A 15,685-nucleotide genomic window follows, 5' to 3' on the forward strand; every position below is an offset into this window, starting at 1 on the left:
ACGATCATGTGCATAAAAAACGAGATATCACGGATGTGTTTCCTCTACCGTAGTAAATACCATACAATATGTATATCATCCCTATAATTAAATATGTTTCAAGCCATTCTTTATGACCGGCCTCTGTTTCTCTCTGAATGGATGTATTGAAACCCCTTCACTTTTTTCTATATATTTTAATTTTATTTCCCCGTCGAAATCGCCCATATCAATCAACCCACTTAATCTATTAGGCTTTTAAACAGCAACAAATAGAATTTTATCCCCTGGCTCACAATTTGCGATTAGCCGTCAGTGAACTGATTTCTGCCCGGCTGTATTGCAATCCCGTGTTAAAACATGTTGGGCTAAACATGTTTTTTTGCGATTAGTAAGGAACTCTATTAATGAAACCTGTTGTCTGCGGAGTGATGATTATCATGATGTGCCTGTTATGTCCGGTGCCCCAATCGTTGGGGGATTCCATAGAAAAACAAAACATTGCCGCAATTGGCCAGCACATTGATTTAGGAATTGTTTCAATTCCATGGAGTCGGGCCAATAGTTATTTCGGCTATATTTACCCGGTCAATGGACTGTCTGTTGCCAATATCGATACCGGTCCCCAAACATGGAAAACAAAGGGGTACAATTCATACAAGGGAGAAAGTTCCTGGGACCAAATGGATGATCTGCCCAGTTCTAATCTCTCATCCCCCAATATGATTGTGTTCCCCTGCTCTGAAACAAAACCTGCAACAGAAACATTCGGCGGCATCCTGATTTTTCACTATAAAAACCACACAGGTGCTGTTGAGTTCCTTAGAATTGATAGTGCCGGGCTTCATTACAGGTACCGGATATTTTCCGCTGAATCAGATTCCCTCACAGTCACAGGGAATACAGAGCCAAGCGTGATAAATTATAATGATGCCCATACTTATGAAATCTGCCCTGAGAATCCCATCCCGGCTATTCATATTTCCAACAATTCTTCAGTCATTCTTCTTCCGGGTTCATCCCCCATTGATTCAGTTTCCATTATTGAAGGGACGTTGATTTTAAAGGGCCCTGGCGAATATATTATGGGGGATGTGAAAATACATAAAAAAGGTAGATTCAGGCTTGTTGATGATGCCGTGCTTCGCATAACAGGGGACTGGGATAATTCAGGCGAGTTTGATACATTTTCAGGGCAGGTTATTTTCGACGGCGACCGCCCCCAGACAATAAGCGGGGACACCTCATTTTATTCCCTTGAAATTGATACCAGGTATCAGGTCGCCACGGATAATATCCATGTGGAAGAACTCTCTGTTCATTCAGGTATTTTTATCCCTGGCACACAATCACAAATTCGCAATGGTTATATTTCCAGCGACGGCCTGATGATGCCCGAGGCCAATGGGGTGCTTTATATTACAGGGAATATCTACAACGACGGGGGATTTATTCATAACTGCGGCCGGGTTGTCCTGAACGGGACCGTCCGGCAATACATTAGAATGGGCTATTATCCTTTTTATATCCTTGATATAAAAAACACAGATGTCTATTGGGAAACACCGCTCATGATGGATGAAGAAAACATGTGTCCATAATATAATTTTTTCACACTCTCCTTGACAAAAAACAACGTCCGTCCTAATCAGATTATATCTGCAGTCTTCTCCTGCTTTGATTGCAGCACACAGATCCTGGTTCTATGGTCCGAATTTGTGGGACACTTCTACCACCCAGCGCCCAATGGCTGCAGCCCTGCAAATCTTAATACAAATAAGGAGACCGTCTATGTGTTTAGTTCTAGGTAAAATTAGAACCTTCCCGCAGAAAAACGGGAACGATATTCAACTCAGGGTATTTGGTGACGAATTTTATGCCAGGTATGAAACACTGGATGGGTATACCGTGGTATACGACACCAACCTGGATCTGTACTGCTATGCGTTGCCGGCAAAGGGGCAACTGGTCTCCAGCGGCGCCCCGACATATAAACCCGTTCCCTTGGGACTTGTCCGCCATATCCAGGAAGACAAAAAATTGAGAAACGAAAATTTTGAAAAAAAATTCCAGGCCATGAGACCAGAAGGCTCACCGCCGCCTGGGGTTTCAGCTACCCTGGGAAGAAATCAGGGGCTTTTATCCGGCACCCAATTGAGCATGGAGCCCAGGGTCATGGGATTGACCATCCTGGTGGATTTTCAGGACATCACTTCTGATATAGAGAAAGGACATGTTGAGGACCTGCTGAACGGCGATAATTTCAATGCCTACGGCAATGCCTGCTCTGTGAAAACCTATTACCAGACCATTTCCAGCAACCGCCTGGAATATACCAATGCGGTGGTCGGCCCGGTTCGCCTGAGCAAAAACAGGACCCATTATATCCAGACCCCGCTGATGGAGGAAGCCCTGAATATCGCCATCAACGATTTCGGCGTGGACCTCTCCCGTTTTGACTGCCGCCAGAGGGGTGTGGTGGATGCGGTCAATTTTCTCTATGCCGGCCAGACCCTTTATCAAAACTGGCTGTGGCCCCATAACCACGTTATGAATTATTCCCACAACGGCATGCGGTGCAACCTGTATACGATCCAGAGCCTGGGGCGCCGGCCCGTGGACATGAAAATCGGCACCTTCTGCCATGAAGCCGGCCATCTGATCTGCCGTTTTCCTGACCTTTACGATTACGGGAAAAGGGACGGGGATACAGATCCCAGCGCAGGCCTGGGCGCATATTGCCTGATGTCCTCAGGCAGCCATCTCAACCAGGGCCGGTCCCCGGCGCCGGTGTGCGGCTATCTTCGGCACCTGGCCGGATGGGCAGACAATGAAATCCTTATCAACACACCGGGCCGGTTCCAGGCCAGACACGGGGATTACAACACCATTCACAAATATCTGGTTTCCGACAAACCCAATGAATATTTTATCGTTGAAAACCGCAGCCGCCTGAACCTGGACAGCCACTGTAAATCCAGCGGCCTGGCCGTTTACCATTGTGACACCCAGGGATCCAATGAATGGCAGGGGGGGACCGCTGACAAGCATTACCAATGCGCGCTGATCCAGGCCGACGGCGCCCGGAACCTTGAAAACAACCGTAACAGCGGGGATGAGGCTGACCTGTTTAAGGGAATTCAAGGACTGGCACTGTCCAGGGACACCATTCCCTCTTCCAAGGCCTGGGGCGGCATGGAATCCGGCCTCAGCCTCTTTAACATCTCCGCTGCCGGCGAGGTCATCACCTTTGAAACCGGAATACCGGGGGATTCGGGGCGACAAGGGGAAGTGCTGACAAAAGAATCCAGACCCTCGCGGCTGATCCCGGACAATAATCCTTCGGGGATTACAGATACCATCGTATTCCCGGTATCGGGAATGATAGAAAAAATCGCGGTTCGTATCGATATTACCCACACCTATATTCAGGACCTTAAAGTGGATTTAAAGGCACCGGGCGGCGACAGCATCAACCTGATCAACCGTAAAAACGCCGGCGGCAGTGATTTGAAAGCATCCTTTGACTCGGATGTCCTGTTATCATCCCTAAAAGGCACCTCCCTTTCCGGGGCATGGGAGCTTACGGTCTGTGATCTGTCCGGTGCAGATACCGGCCGGTTGAACAAATGGTCCGTGGAAGCAGTCTGCCAGCAAGGCAAAAATATCATCAAAAAAGAAAAGACTGAGGATCTGCCCATTCCGGACAAAAATCCGGCCGGCATCCGGTCCGTACTCTCTGTCACTGAATCCGGTGCCCTGAAAAACATACGGGTCTGGTGTGAACTCACCCACACCTACCATGGCGACCTCAGCGTCACCCTGATATCCCCGGCCGGCCATTCAGCCATTCTTGTGCCCTTTAATTCCCTGGGCTCTGGGAGAGGCATCCTTCAAAAAGAGTTCACCTTGGCTTCGCAGCCATCCCTTGCAACCCTTCTCGAAGACGATATAAAGGGAAACTGGACCCTGCATATCAGTGACAATTGGAAGGCGGATACCGGCGCTTTGAAAAAATGGGGGGTTGAATTGGAATGTCATTAATTGCCAAAAGGAACAAAAATATCAAAAGACAGACTAATTGTTATCGCATTACTCATTTTTCAAAATTGATATAGAAATTTTATGGAGTTTATTATTATTATATGTTTTATTGAATTGTATTTGAGGTGGCTTCTATAGTTAAAATATCTGTGTTGTCGTAAACTATATATCAACCTTATGGGTGCTTAATTTTTAACATGCCTCTAATCGAATTTTTACACACTCTTAAATGAATTGAATGCTAATCCATATGCTTTTTCATATTATAATATTGATAACATATAAAATAGACGCTTTTAGGAGATCATTATGAAGATGATTAATTTAGCAAAGTCCTCTATCTCTATATATCAATCTTTTAAATTGTTTACATTCACTGTAGTAGTAGGCACTTTATTCATCCTTATCCCCAATTATGCTCAGGGCCTTCAAACCACCCCAATGGAAAGTAGCAATAATGATGGCAATACTCTTTTTCAACTTAAAGATGCCATAGAAGAGGAATTTAGTGAAAACAAACAAGATATTAAAAAAGAATTGATTTATTATTTGAACAATGGAATGCATAAAAGAGCCCTAGAAACAATCAATGCTTTCCCTCCCTCCCAAAAAAACGATACTGAAATCATGGGCATCAAAGCGGCGGTACTTATTGGAAAAGGCGACTTCGGTTCAGCAATGAGTGAATATGATAAATTAAAAAACCAGGAAAATGTTTCCGTTCAATCCTTTTCTTTGATTACGAATATGCTTTTGGTAAAAAAAAAACCTTTTGCAGCTATGAAAGTTTGTCAATCAGGCCTTATGCGGAATATCAATTCAGCTCGCCTTCTATATCAAATGGGGCATGCATACGATTTGGTTGGAAAACCTAAAATCGCTCTTATTTATTATCAAGCAGCCCTAAATGCGAATGACATATCACATGAGATTAATCGAACGAAAATTAAGATTTCGATAGCCGTTGCTCACTATAAATTAAACGATTATGAAAACGCAGAAAAAACGCTTTCAATTGAAAACGCAGAAGGTTACGATGCTGAGATTCGTTCGATGATCAAAGCCAAATTCAACGCCTCAAAAGGAGATATCAACAAAGCCCTTTCAGTACTTGAGAACAGAGGGAACTCTCCAAAATATATTGAGCTTAATTTAACTAAAGCCCAACTACTAATTCTCAACCGGGAACCTCGAAAAGCTATTAATTTATTGAATGAAATGGACAAGGTTCTTTTGAAGAGTGATTTAGCCGATATCCTGATGTTGACAAAATCATTGGCATTTCTGGTAGACAAAAAACCAAGCGAATCTTTAAGAATACTGAATAGCATAAGTCACCCGGACAAAATAAAACATTTTCACATACTTAAAGCGATTTCTTATCTTTCAATGAATAACAAAACGGAAACCGTCAAAGAAATGAAGCAAGGCCCTCTACCCTATAGCGAAATAGCTTCTTTATCTGGTTTTGAAAAGCTCTTATCACAACCATCCATGGGGCCAGATATAGGCTTGGCCTTTTTTTGTTTAGACCAAAAATTTTATAAAGAAGCACTCTCAATTGCAAAAAGAAACAGCAACGATTCAAAGAATAACATTTTACTAAGTTTTATTACCGCCGAATCTTACCTTCTATCCGAACAATATTCTCTTGCCATTAATGAGCTTATTAAGATAAACAAAACCTTTAAAAATAGCTATGCTATTCGATTTTATTTAAGTCAGGCCTATGGGAAGGCGGGAATGATAAATGAAGCAGGAGAAGCCTATAAGTCGCTAACTAATGAACGCCCTGATTTTATAATGGCCAATTTTGTATATGGTAAATTACTTGAAAAGCTTGGGCAATGGAGTCACGCAAAAGAAAACTATGAGAATGGCCTAAATTTCGAACCTGATTCTCCAAGTCTACAGATGTCATTGGCATGGACTTTGGCCAATCTAAATGAATTCGACAATCTGAACCGTCTGCTCCGAATAATTGAAAAAAACGAAAAGATAGCACCTTTGTCCATAATTCACTTAAAAGGATGGCTTGCTTTTAAAACCGACAATTTTGATGAGGCAGAAAAACTATTGAAAAAAGCAATTGAAAAAGCACCCGGTAACCCCGAAATCTGTTACCATTTGGGAATGACGATGATACAAACCGGTAAGCAAGACACTGCTAAAAATCTATTAAAACAGAGTTTCTTATTTGAAAAGCAGAGAAAATTATATAAAGATTCCATACCGAATGCACTTTTATGAAAAGTCTTATTTATTCAGATTTTTAACTTTCACAAAAATTATTATCAACCATACCATGGTTAAAATTAAAAGTATCCTTGCAAACAAAAAGCCATGTTTTGAAAAAAAAGTGCTACAACTTGGGGGGATTATCTTTGAAGTAAAGTACCCATCCTGACCTATGGATGAACATTGTACTAGTTCACCCATAGGGGAGACAACTAGTGAATATCCCCAGTTAGCAGATCTTACAAGGTGTTTCCGATTCTCCACTGCTCTAAAGACTAGATGGGATAATGGTATTTCATATGCTGGCATCAATGTCTTGAACGCATGGTGATCATTCGTGATGTTAACGATAAAACCAATGTCCTTTATGGCTAATTTCCTTACAAAATCGGGAAAAAACGCTTCATAACATATGATGGTCCCAAATGTTATTCCATTTGAAAGATTGATAATCCCATCATGTTTTCCCGCATCAAACTCGGATTTAAATTTTGTCGATATTTTATGTGGTAAAAATTTCTCAAAAGGATTTTTTTCTGTAAAGGGCACGAGAATTTTTTTATGATACTCTTGGCTGATATAACTTTCATCAGGAACTAGAAATGCAGTATTATACTGTTTGACAGGTTGATCTTTTCTCACCTTGAATGAAAGAGCACCAATCAGTATAGACAATCGATATTTTCTTGCAAGTCCGATTAAATCCTCAATGAACTCCTTTTCGCGAAAAGAGCGAAGATAAACCGGGACACTTGTCTCAGGCCAGATAACCAGATCCGGAGAATCATTAGAGGTATCTATTGATTGGACTGTTTTTTGTTTTAAAAGTTTAAATATTCTTTTTCTAGATTTCCGTTTTTCTTTATCCTTTGTTTTGACCGAAGTGTAAATTGTATTGATAGTTATTGAAGGGCACTTAGGTATCTTCTTCTGATTAATTTTAACTTGTCCGTATCCTGCGATCACAATAGTGATCAACAGTACAATACTAAAAAGGATAAGACTCCTTTTTAGCCCCTTCTGGAAAAGACTCAATATCAAAACATTAACCAATAGGATCCAGAAACTGGTCCCGAACACCCCGGTTATATCGGCCGTCTGAATCATTGGAGTAACCGGCCACAAAAGGTATCCCAAAGCAATTGAAGGAATTGCAAAAAAAGTGTCGGAAAGAATAACTTCAAGGGAAACCCAGAGAAAGACCATCCACAAATACAGCCCAACATTTTTTAATCTGGATTTCATCCCCAAAATGACACCGGGAACAAAAAAACCGCAGACTACAGCATAAATAGCCGGAACGGCAAACATTGCCGAAAGGCTCAAATTTGATAGCCAATAAAAACAAAAAGATGCATAAATATAACTGAACAGAACCCCCAGCCCATACATGGCCCAAAAAGAGATCCGCTCTTTGTCAAATTGATACTGAATGGCTGTTAAAAGAGGAATAAATGCAAAAAATGAGAACTGCCATAATCCTATGGAAGGAGTTCCCAACCCGAGTAAAATTCCAGACAAGATGCAATAATTAACCGATTTTGTAGGCATAACAAATGATAAGGGGCTTGATAAATATCAAGCCCCCGTTAGATCTGTGCTTTCAATTCGTCGTAAGAATTATGCTTTTTTGCGTCTGGAAATGCCAGCAACACTAAGAAGACCAAGTCCCAAAAGCATTATTGTCCCTGGCTCAGGAATGGGTGCAGAAACATTTATATCATAATCACCCATATCCTGGCTCAGATTACCATGGCAACCGGAGCCACTTAAAAGAAAAGATGCATATGTTTCATCCAGCATATCTGCCTCTATGGTAATATCAAACTGGAAGTCATAGTAAGCCCAGTCAACATCATTTTCTTCCGAACCGGAACCGTAGATAACGCCATAAGCGCTTGCAGTATCAGTCCAGCTTGCTGCACCGATAGACAATGCTAAGGTTGTTGTACCAACATAAGGATAATCATCTGAAAGATTATCATCATCATATACTGCTGTAATATCAACTTGATAAGTTTGCCCTACTACGAGCTCGGCAGGAGAAGTCGTCCAATCAGTTGTTCCCACAGGAGTCACAGAGAGGGAATCTAAATAGTATTCGCCTGCCCAATCTGCGCCAGCAAAGGCATTGCTGGAGAATACACAAATCATCCCGATTAATAATAACACCAATAACTTTTTCATAAAACCTCCTTTTCTTTTCCAAGGCAACCGGCTGTTCTTAAATATAAAATTTTTGGCTAATTTTGAATTTTATAGAAACAGAACCCTTTGGCTTTCCGAATCGGCCTTTCGGCCGATGTGGCCTTTTCTTGAAAATTAGAATTAAATGATCCTGAAAATTTCAACCCGATGAAATTCCGGATTACTGAACATCACTAAAGGTTATAGCAACTACTATGCCAATAACATACAAGTCTGATTCTATTTTTATTCAATACCACACAGGAGATTTTCATCTTTTCTTGAATAAATTTAATATTTTATTTATTGCACACCTTTCAGTCGGCCTGTTCGATTGATAGCTGTGTTATTTTTTTCACATAAACATTACCTGTTTTACATAATGATATGACTTTTTTTATACAAGGTGAGTACTTCGGCTGAAACCCGGCCTTCTTTTATTGACAATGGCTTACATCCCATAATACAATGCCCCCGGCTCAAACGCAGCTACCAATTAACTCTTTGAAATTATTATACTAACAATCAAGGGCCATTTTAATCACATGAAGCTTCTATCCAATAACGGAGATTATACCTGATGAGATATCGTATAAAACTGACTGCTGTTACAGCCGTTACGCTTGCAGTGGCTCTCATGATGTTTACCGGATGCTCAAATAAAGAAGAAAAAAAAGTCAAACATTTCAATGCAGGGAATGCATATTTTGAAGTAAAACAGTATAAAAAGGCTGAAATAGAATTTAAAAACGCTATCCAGGCTGACCCCAAGTATACAGATGCGTTCTTAAGGCTTGGCGACACGATGATGAAACTGGGAAAGGCACAGGATGCATTCCAGGCCTATTCGCAAGCTGAGGCAATTTCTCCTGAAAATATAAAAGCACTGGCTATTCTGGCTAAATTTTATCTTTTAAATAAGCGGCCGGAGGGGGCAAAGGCAAGGGTAAAAAAGATCCTTGAGCAAGACGAGAACAATAAAGAGGCGCTGCTTTTGAAAGCACAGCTTTTAGGCAGCGAAAAAGATTATGAAAACTCGGCTTTACTATTTAAAAGAATACTGAAACAAGATGAACATCACATTCCTTCCTTACGAGGACTGGCCAGGCTTGAATACATGAAAAAAGATTATGGCCGGGCTGAGACCCTTTTGCTCAAAGCACTGGACGCCGATGCCGATAAAACCCCCTCAAGGCTTGCTCTATTTCGTTTTTATATGGCCAGAAAAGACCACCCAAAAGCTGAAGAGCAGCTTAAACTGATTACCAAAGAGAATCCGGACAAAGCGGCGCCCCTGATCACACTAGGAAATTTCTATTTAAAAAACCAGAAAAATCTTCAAGCCGAAGGCGCCTACAAAAAAGCATTGGCGCTTGAGCCGAACTCTCTCAGACCTTACCTTACCCTTGCAGGATTTTACGATTTAAACGACAAGGATGAAAAAGCGCTGGCACTATTAAAGCAAGCGGTTGAAATTGATAATGAAAAAGGTAATGCAAAACAAATTCTGGCCAAATTTTATTTAAAAAATAAAAAAGTGGAGGACGCAGAAAGGCTGATCACTGAAATTCTGGAGACAAGGCCTAATTCTTACCCTGCCAGGCAACTTAAAAGTGAGATTCTAATTTTTAAAAAAGATTTTGACCCGGCCATTCGAATACTGTCAGAACTAGAAAAAGAAGAACCCAATTCCGCCCAGGTCAAGTATCTCATTGGACTATGCCATATTGGATTAGGCAACATTGATCAGGCAACGGCTTTCGTGACCAAGGCTGTTGAACTGAAACCGGACCATCTCAAGTCCCGCCTGCTGCTGGCCAACCTATATCTTCAAAGCCGTTCATTTGACTTGGCAGCAAAAGAGGCATCAGAAATCGTAAAATTGAACCCATCCACGGAAGATGCCTATGGAATATTGGGTAATGCATACCTGGCTTCCCGAAAAATAAATGAGGCGGAAGCGGCATATCAAAAGCTGATTGACCTGAATCCGGATAGCCCAAGGGGATATTTCCTATTGGCGACCATTAAATCCGGATTGAAGCAATACGACACTTCTACTGAGTTATTAAAAAAAGCCTACGCCTTAAACAATAGGTCCATAAAAATATTTGCATTAATGTTAAGAAACAGCGTGGTTCAAAAAAAGTACGATAGGGCCCACAATCTCTGCCGGAAACAAATTGAGATATACAAGGAGAACAGCCGATTATTGGCCTATACTTACAACCTCACCGCCTCAGTCTACATGAGGGAAAAGAAACTGGATGAGGCAAAAACATTTTACGAAAAGGCCATTGACTCAGATCCGGATCTGCTGGCATCATACGGGGCCCTCGCCAGAATCTATATGATTAAAGGGAATCCAAACGAAACAATCCACCAATACAACACCATTCTTGAAAAGAATCCAAATCTTGCAGCCCCCCATCTGATCTTGGGGAGTCTGTATGAAGGGAAAAACGATTTCACCAAAGCAGAGAGCCATTACAGGAAGGCGCTTGAGATCAATCCTGAATTTGCCGCTGCTGCCAACAATCTTGCCTATCTTCTGACAGAAAGAACCTCCCAATATGATGAAGCGCTAAAATATGCCCAAATAGCAAAAGAGCAGCGTCCGGAAGATCCGCACATCATGGACACCCTGGGATGGACTTACTATAAGAAAGGACTTTACGGCAATGCCGTGAATGAATTTTTGGACGTGTTGAAGAAGCTCCCTGACGTCCCGGATGTCCATTACCACCTGGGGCTTGCCTATCATAAGAAGGAACAATTCGACCTTGCAAAAAAAGAACTATTGCGGGCCTTGGAGATAGATAAAGGGTTTACCGGTGCACAGGAGGCCAGATCGGTTCTTGAAGAACTGGAGCAAAAAGGTATCTGACCCCTTATTTTGTTTGTTCTTTTTTCAACAATTCAATAATGGTCTTATTCTGCTCTATCAGGATATCAAGCTTTTCAATCACCTCATCGGTTTTTTGGGAAACTTCGCTGTTGGTATTGTTGAGCCGTTCAAGCATTAAAACGGTATACCGGCTGCCCAGTGATATTTGTTCAAAAAGATAATCCGAGTGGACAGAACTGTTATCCGGCGGAAACAGGGCCTGGTATTTATCTGAGAAGGTGTCCGATAATTCTGATGCGTGGATATGAGTAAAAAACAATAAGATAAAAATGCCCGCAGCAATCTGTTTCATGATGGACTCTCTTTTCATTTTTTGGGTTCATACAAAAACTTCCAATCACTGTACCGCCTCTTGTTTTCAAAGGATATGAATTCCTTTTTAAAATTGGCTTTTTTGAGGGGTTCCCTGATACTCTTGCTGTACACCCCTTTGATCCCGCTTTTCCCGTCGTAAATAATGCCCCAGGCATCTTTTGTTACAGGATCAAGGTAATTTTTCCTCAAATGCCGCTTTTTCACAGGATATCTTTTGTCCTTGAGCAGGCTGTCAAAACTTTTCGGGTAGGTTCGGCTGCTGCCGGGGGAGTTGTTGTAGTAGGATTCAATGGCCCTGTAAATCTGGTGCCCACGGAAGAGGAGTTCTTTCTCCGTTTCTCTTTTCGTGATGGTACTCCAATACTTCTGGGCCCCCATCAGGCTGGAGGATACGATGAGTATCATCACCAGGGCAGCAGGATAGGTAAAACCTTTTTCACCATTCATTATACGGCGTTCCGTGCAGACTTATTTTTTTACTGCCGCTGTGGACATCATAGATGCCGCCGGATTCACCTGATTCCGGCGGAATGATGATCCATGTATCCCGGCTTTTGGTAAAGGGGTCTTCAGGAATATCACGGATATACTTCTTTTCAGAGAGATCCTCCAAAGTATCGGGGTATTGGCCGTGGTCTGCATAATACTGGTCAATCACATCCCTTAAAACAAACAGCGAATGCCTTAGCGAAGATTCCTTAGCCCGTATCACAGATTTCCTGTAGGTCGGCACCGCCAGTGTGGCAAGGATACCGATAATCGCGATCACGGTCATCACTTCAATCAGGGTATATCCCTTTTTTGCCCCTGTTTTTTTACCAATCTTTATAATATGTCCCATCTATTGCCTGCTGCTCACTTAAAGAATAGATATCATATACATCCTGCCCGCCCCAGATCCTGCTGTCCGGTTCATCCGCATATGATCGGAGCCCCCATTCCCCATCCTCGGTCATTGGATCTTTTGGAATTCGCCTTAAAAATTTCCGTTTTTCTCCGGCTGCCGTTTTTAAATCAACCCCGGATACCAGAATTTCAAGGGACTCGGGATATCCACTGCCGCCTGCCGTTACAGGAATTGTTTCTTCATCGGCAAGTTTTTTATACTCATCCAATGCGGTCCGGAGCTGCCTTAAATTACTGCGAAGCGCCATCTCTTTGGTTCGTTTGGAGACAACCTGGGAAAGCGGAAGAATACCGGACGCCAGAATTGAAATAATGACCAATGCGGCCATCATTTCAATTAAGGTGAATCCAGATGATCTATTCTCCGTATACATATAACCTGTCTACGATATGAATATCTTTTTCAAAGGTGTCATTTTCTAACAACTCAAGGCGCCTGGACTCTGCCTGCTGATATGACGCATACTGTCCCAGGAACACCCTGTAATACGTTCCTTTCCCCTTTATATCCGCCGGTCTGACCCAAACTTGAAACCCTTGATTTTCAAGCAGCTCAGAAAAGCGTTCGGCGTCTTTTTCATCTTTGGAAGAATATACCTGAATACTAAAATACTTATCATTGGGCAAAAATACATCGTCGGCCACAGCCATTATAAAGTCCTGGTCAGGTATCGGCTTATACTGTTTTTCATTTTTCAGCACTTCCTCTTGAGGGATATTTAAAGAGGCCTGCTTGTCAGTGCCGGTCCAAAATCCCTTCTCAACTCGTTTGGGGATATCCTGATTCCGGATGATCACAGGTGTGATGGCCATCAGGATATCTTTATTTTCGACCTCACTGATTTCACTAGAAAACAGCCTTCCAACCGCTGGTATTTCTCCTAAGCCGGGTATTTTTTGAAGGGTGGACCGGTCCTGATCCTGAATTAAACCGCCGATGATAACGCTGTCCCCGTCCAGCACCGTCAACACCGTGCTGGTGGAACGGGTGTTAATTGCATATTGCGGATCATCACTTGTCCCCACATTGTTGCCAAGGGAACTTATTTCAACGGAGAGTTTCATGGTGACCTGATCAAACATGTTTATTATCGGTTCCGCCTGGAGCTTTACACCCACATCCTGGTATTGGAAATCATAGGTAATAGAGCCGTCGGTCTGGACCCTGCGGTTCGTCCTTAGCGGGACCTTTTCGCCGATCAGTATGGATGCCTTTTCAGAACTGCTGACCCGAAGCTGTGGCTTGGCCAGAACCTTGGTATCGCCATCTTTTTTCAATAATTTCAAGGTGGCGGTGGGTAGGGAGAGATAAAGCTCCTTACTTGTCAATCTGCTGACATCATATATTGAGCCCAGTGGAGCAAATCCAAAATCCGTATCATAGTCAATTCCTGAACTGGTTTCACTGACACCGAAGGTGATGGTATCTGAAACCGACAATCCCAAGTCTTTTTCCTTGGTTCTTGATACTTCCATGATTTCAACATTTAATATAACTTCAGATGGGGTCCTGTCATTGGCGGCAATAATTTTCTCAGCAATTCCGACCTTTTCCCTGGTTCCTTTAATAGTTACGGCATTCATTTTTTCATTGGCAATGACATCTTTACTTTTCAATAATTTAGTTAAGACCGCTGTGATGTCCTTTGCCTTCATATAGGAAAGATAAAAAGTTTTAACATACAATTCATCATATTCTTTTGCTTTCTGCGGAGTGTCCGGATAGATGAGAAGAGTGGTCGGACCGACGGTTTTGGCTTTTAATGCATTGGTATGCAAAAGCACATCCAAAAAACGGTCAAATTTAACATCTGTCATGAAAAGCGTCACTTTGCTTTCTTTCATATCTTTGTCGAAAATAAAATTAACGCCGGTGAGTCTAGCGAGCAACTCAAATACGTTTAAAATAGGCGTTTTTTTGAATTTTAAAGATATCGGTCTTTTCTCTTTCCATTCAACCTGGTAACGTCTTAAATTCTCGGAAGATTCCTTGAATTTTTCCAATGCATTTAAGGCCGTCTGGTTTTGGGGATCAATTTCAACGGCTTTCTGGAATGCCGTCCTGGCATTTTCCAAGTCGCCGATCTCTACCAGCCGAAGCCCTTTCTTTGCATGATAATCCGCTTCTTTCATCCGCTTCGCTTCGGTAATCAATTCAACGGCACGATGATTGTCAGGAAAAAATGCAATGGCCATCTGTAGTTCTTCAATGGCTTTTTTAAAATATTTTTTTGATACCAATTCCCGGGCATTATTCATATGGACAATGGAGGCTTTTTCCTTAAGGCGTTTGAGTATCAGTTTAATTTCCAAATTTTCAGGATGCTCGGCAGACGCCTTAGTATAATACTCTACAGCGGCATCAATGTCGTTTTCCGCAATGGGTGCGTTTGCTTTAATAACTTGTATACTGTCCTTACTACTGCAGCCTGACAAAGCAAACATCACAACGACAACGAAAAAAATAAACCAAATAACCGATAGGCGTCTATTCATCATCCTGATTCCTGAACTCCTTTAAATCAAGCTGGAAGGTTTTATTAATATCCAATGCCTGAATTTTGATTTCCTTGGCGTCAATCTTATCGATAAGATATTTACCGTCAATACGATCACCGGCACGTGCGACCAGAATCATCTTATTTTTACCCAGGAAAACCGCCCGGGTGCCACCAACTTCATAACTGCCGTAGAATTGATATTTTGTAAGATTTGCTTTGGCTTCCTGAACCGGATCTTTTTGTATTTCCGGTGGTTTTACAACCGGCGACACTACCTTTTTTACAGGCTTCTTCAAGGGAGGCACACTTTGTTTCTCAACGAATTTGGCACCTGCTGCAAACAAATTTTTATGGGCAACCCCGCTATGTTTGTTTTCTGTAAAATAGCGGTCCACAGCTTTTGCAAAGCCAATGTTCTCATTTTTTTTGTCAGACAGCCCAACGCTGTCCGTTTTGTTTTTCTGGGTCACGGAACCGGTATCGGCCCCATAGGTCAGGATATACACCTCCTGCTGTTTAAAGGGGTTTAGCATACGGTAAACCAGCACAATGATTAAAACAAGGACTGCACTGGCCAGTATAATATGCTTTTTCTCCAGCTTCATGC

General features: G+C 42.1%; 12 protein-coding genes and 1 riboswitch. Of the genes, 4 read left to right on the forward strand and 8 right to left on the reverse strand.

Annotated features, from left to right (window positions below):
* The first annotated feature begins 386 nt into the window (after nt 1-386).
* The 3 genes from HUN04_13925 to HUN04_13935 all read left to right on the forward strand — a co-directional run bounded on the left by HUN04_13925 (nt 387) and on the right by HUN04_13935 (nt 6,273).
* A complete protein-coding gene (locus tag HUN04_13925; GenBank protein WDP90734.1) occupies nt 387-1,580 on the forward strand; it encodes a hypothetical protein in 1,194 nt (397 codons plus the stop codon).
* A 190-nt stretch (nt 1,581-1,770) separates the two neighbouring features.
* Complete coding sequence (locus HUN04_13930; protein WDP90735.1) at nt 1,771-4,023, forward strand: M6 family metalloprotease domain-containing protein; 2,253 nt, start codon at nt 1,771-1,773, stop codon at nt 4,021-4,023.
* A 309-nt stretch (nt 4,024-4,332) separates the two neighbouring features.
* A complete protein-coding gene (locus tag HUN04_13935) occupies nt 4,333-6,273 on the forward strand; it encodes a tetratricopeptide repeat protein (GenBank protein WDP90736.1) in 1,941 nt (646 codons plus the stop codon).
* 6 nt (nt 6,274-6,279) lie between these two features.
* On the opposite strand, the gene lnt is transcribed toward HUN04_13935, so the two are convergent.
* Both lnt and HUN04_13945 read right to left on the reverse strand, forming a co-directional pair.
* Nucleotides 6,280-7,782, reverse strand: coding sequence for an apolipoprotein N-acyltransferase (gene lnt, locus HUN04_13940; protein ID WDP90737.1), 1,503 nt, complete (start codon nt 7,780-7,782; stop codon nt 6,280-6,282).
* A 99-nt stretch (nt 7,783-7,881) separates the two neighbouring features.
* A complete protein-coding gene (locus tag HUN04_13945) occupies nt 7,882-8,448 on the reverse strand; it encodes a PEP-CTERM sorting domain-containing protein (GenBank protein ID WDP90738.1) in 567 nt (188 codons plus the stop codon).
* A gap of 19 nt (nt 8,449-8,467) precedes the next feature.
* Nucleotides 8,468-8,580, reverse strand: a riboswitch (cyclic di-GMP riboswitch).
* Between the two features lie 448 nt (nt 8,581-9,028).
* Between HUN04_13945 and HUN04_13950 the strand changes: the two genes are divergently transcribed.
* Nucleotides 9,029-11,335 carry a tetratricopeptide repeat protein gene (locus HUN04_13950; GenBank protein WDP90739.1) on the forward strand — a complete coding sequence of 769 codons (2,307 nt, stop codon included), beginning with the start codon at nt 9,029-9,031 and terminating at the stop codon, nt 11,333-11,335.
* A gap of 4 nt (nt 11,336-11,339) precedes the next feature.
* On the opposite strand, the gene HUN04_13955 is transcribed toward HUN04_13950, so the two are convergent.
* The 6 genes from HUN04_13955 to HUN04_13980 are packed head-to-tail and all read right to left on the reverse strand — an operon-like array spanning nt 11,340 to nt 15,683.
* Entirely contained in the window at nt 11,340-11,648 is a 309-nt protein-coding gene (locus HUN04_13955; protein ID WDP90740.1) for a hypothetical protein, read from the reverse strand.
* Nucleotides 11,649-11,662: 14 nt separating this feature from the next.
* The gene (locus HUN04_13960; GenBank protein ID WDP90741.1) at nt 11,663-12,118 is read right to left on the reverse strand and encodes a type II secretion system protein; all 456 of its coding nucleotides are present in this window, start codon (nt 12,116-12,118) and stop codon (nt 11,663-11,665) included.
* Complete coding sequence (locus HUN04_13965) at nt 12,108-12,512, reverse strand: type II secretion system protein (protein WDP90742.1); 405 nt, start codon at nt 12,510-12,512, stop codon at nt 12,108-12,110. The genes HUN04_13960 and HUN04_13965 overlap by 11 nt, the downstream gene beginning before the upstream one ends.
* Entirely contained in the window at nt 12,487-12,951 is a 465-nt protein-coding gene (locus HUN04_13970; protein ID WDP90743.1) for a type II secretion system protein, read from the reverse strand. Before HUN04_13970 ends, HUN04_13965 begins: the two co-directional genes overlap by 26 nt.
* Entirely contained in the window at nt 12,935-15,076 is a 2,142-nt protein-coding gene (locus tag HUN04_13975; protein ID WDP90744.1) for an SPOR domain-containing protein, read from the reverse strand. Before HUN04_13975 ends, HUN04_13970 begins: the two co-directional genes overlap by 17 nt.
* Nucleotides 15,066-15,683 (reverse strand): hypothetical protein, encoded by a 618-nt coding sequence (locus HUN04_13980; GenBank protein ID WDP90745.1) that lies wholly within the window; start codon nt 15,681-15,683, stop codon nt 15,066-15,068. Before HUN04_13980 ends, HUN04_13975 begins: the two co-directional genes overlap by 11 nt.
* Nucleotides 15,684-15,685 lie beyond the last annotated feature (2 nt).

Source organism: Desulfobacter sp., assembly GCA_028768525.1.
In the GTDB taxonomy this organism is placed as follows: Bacteria; Desulfobacterota; Desulfobacteria; order Desulfobacterales; family Desulfobacteraceae; genus Desulfobacter.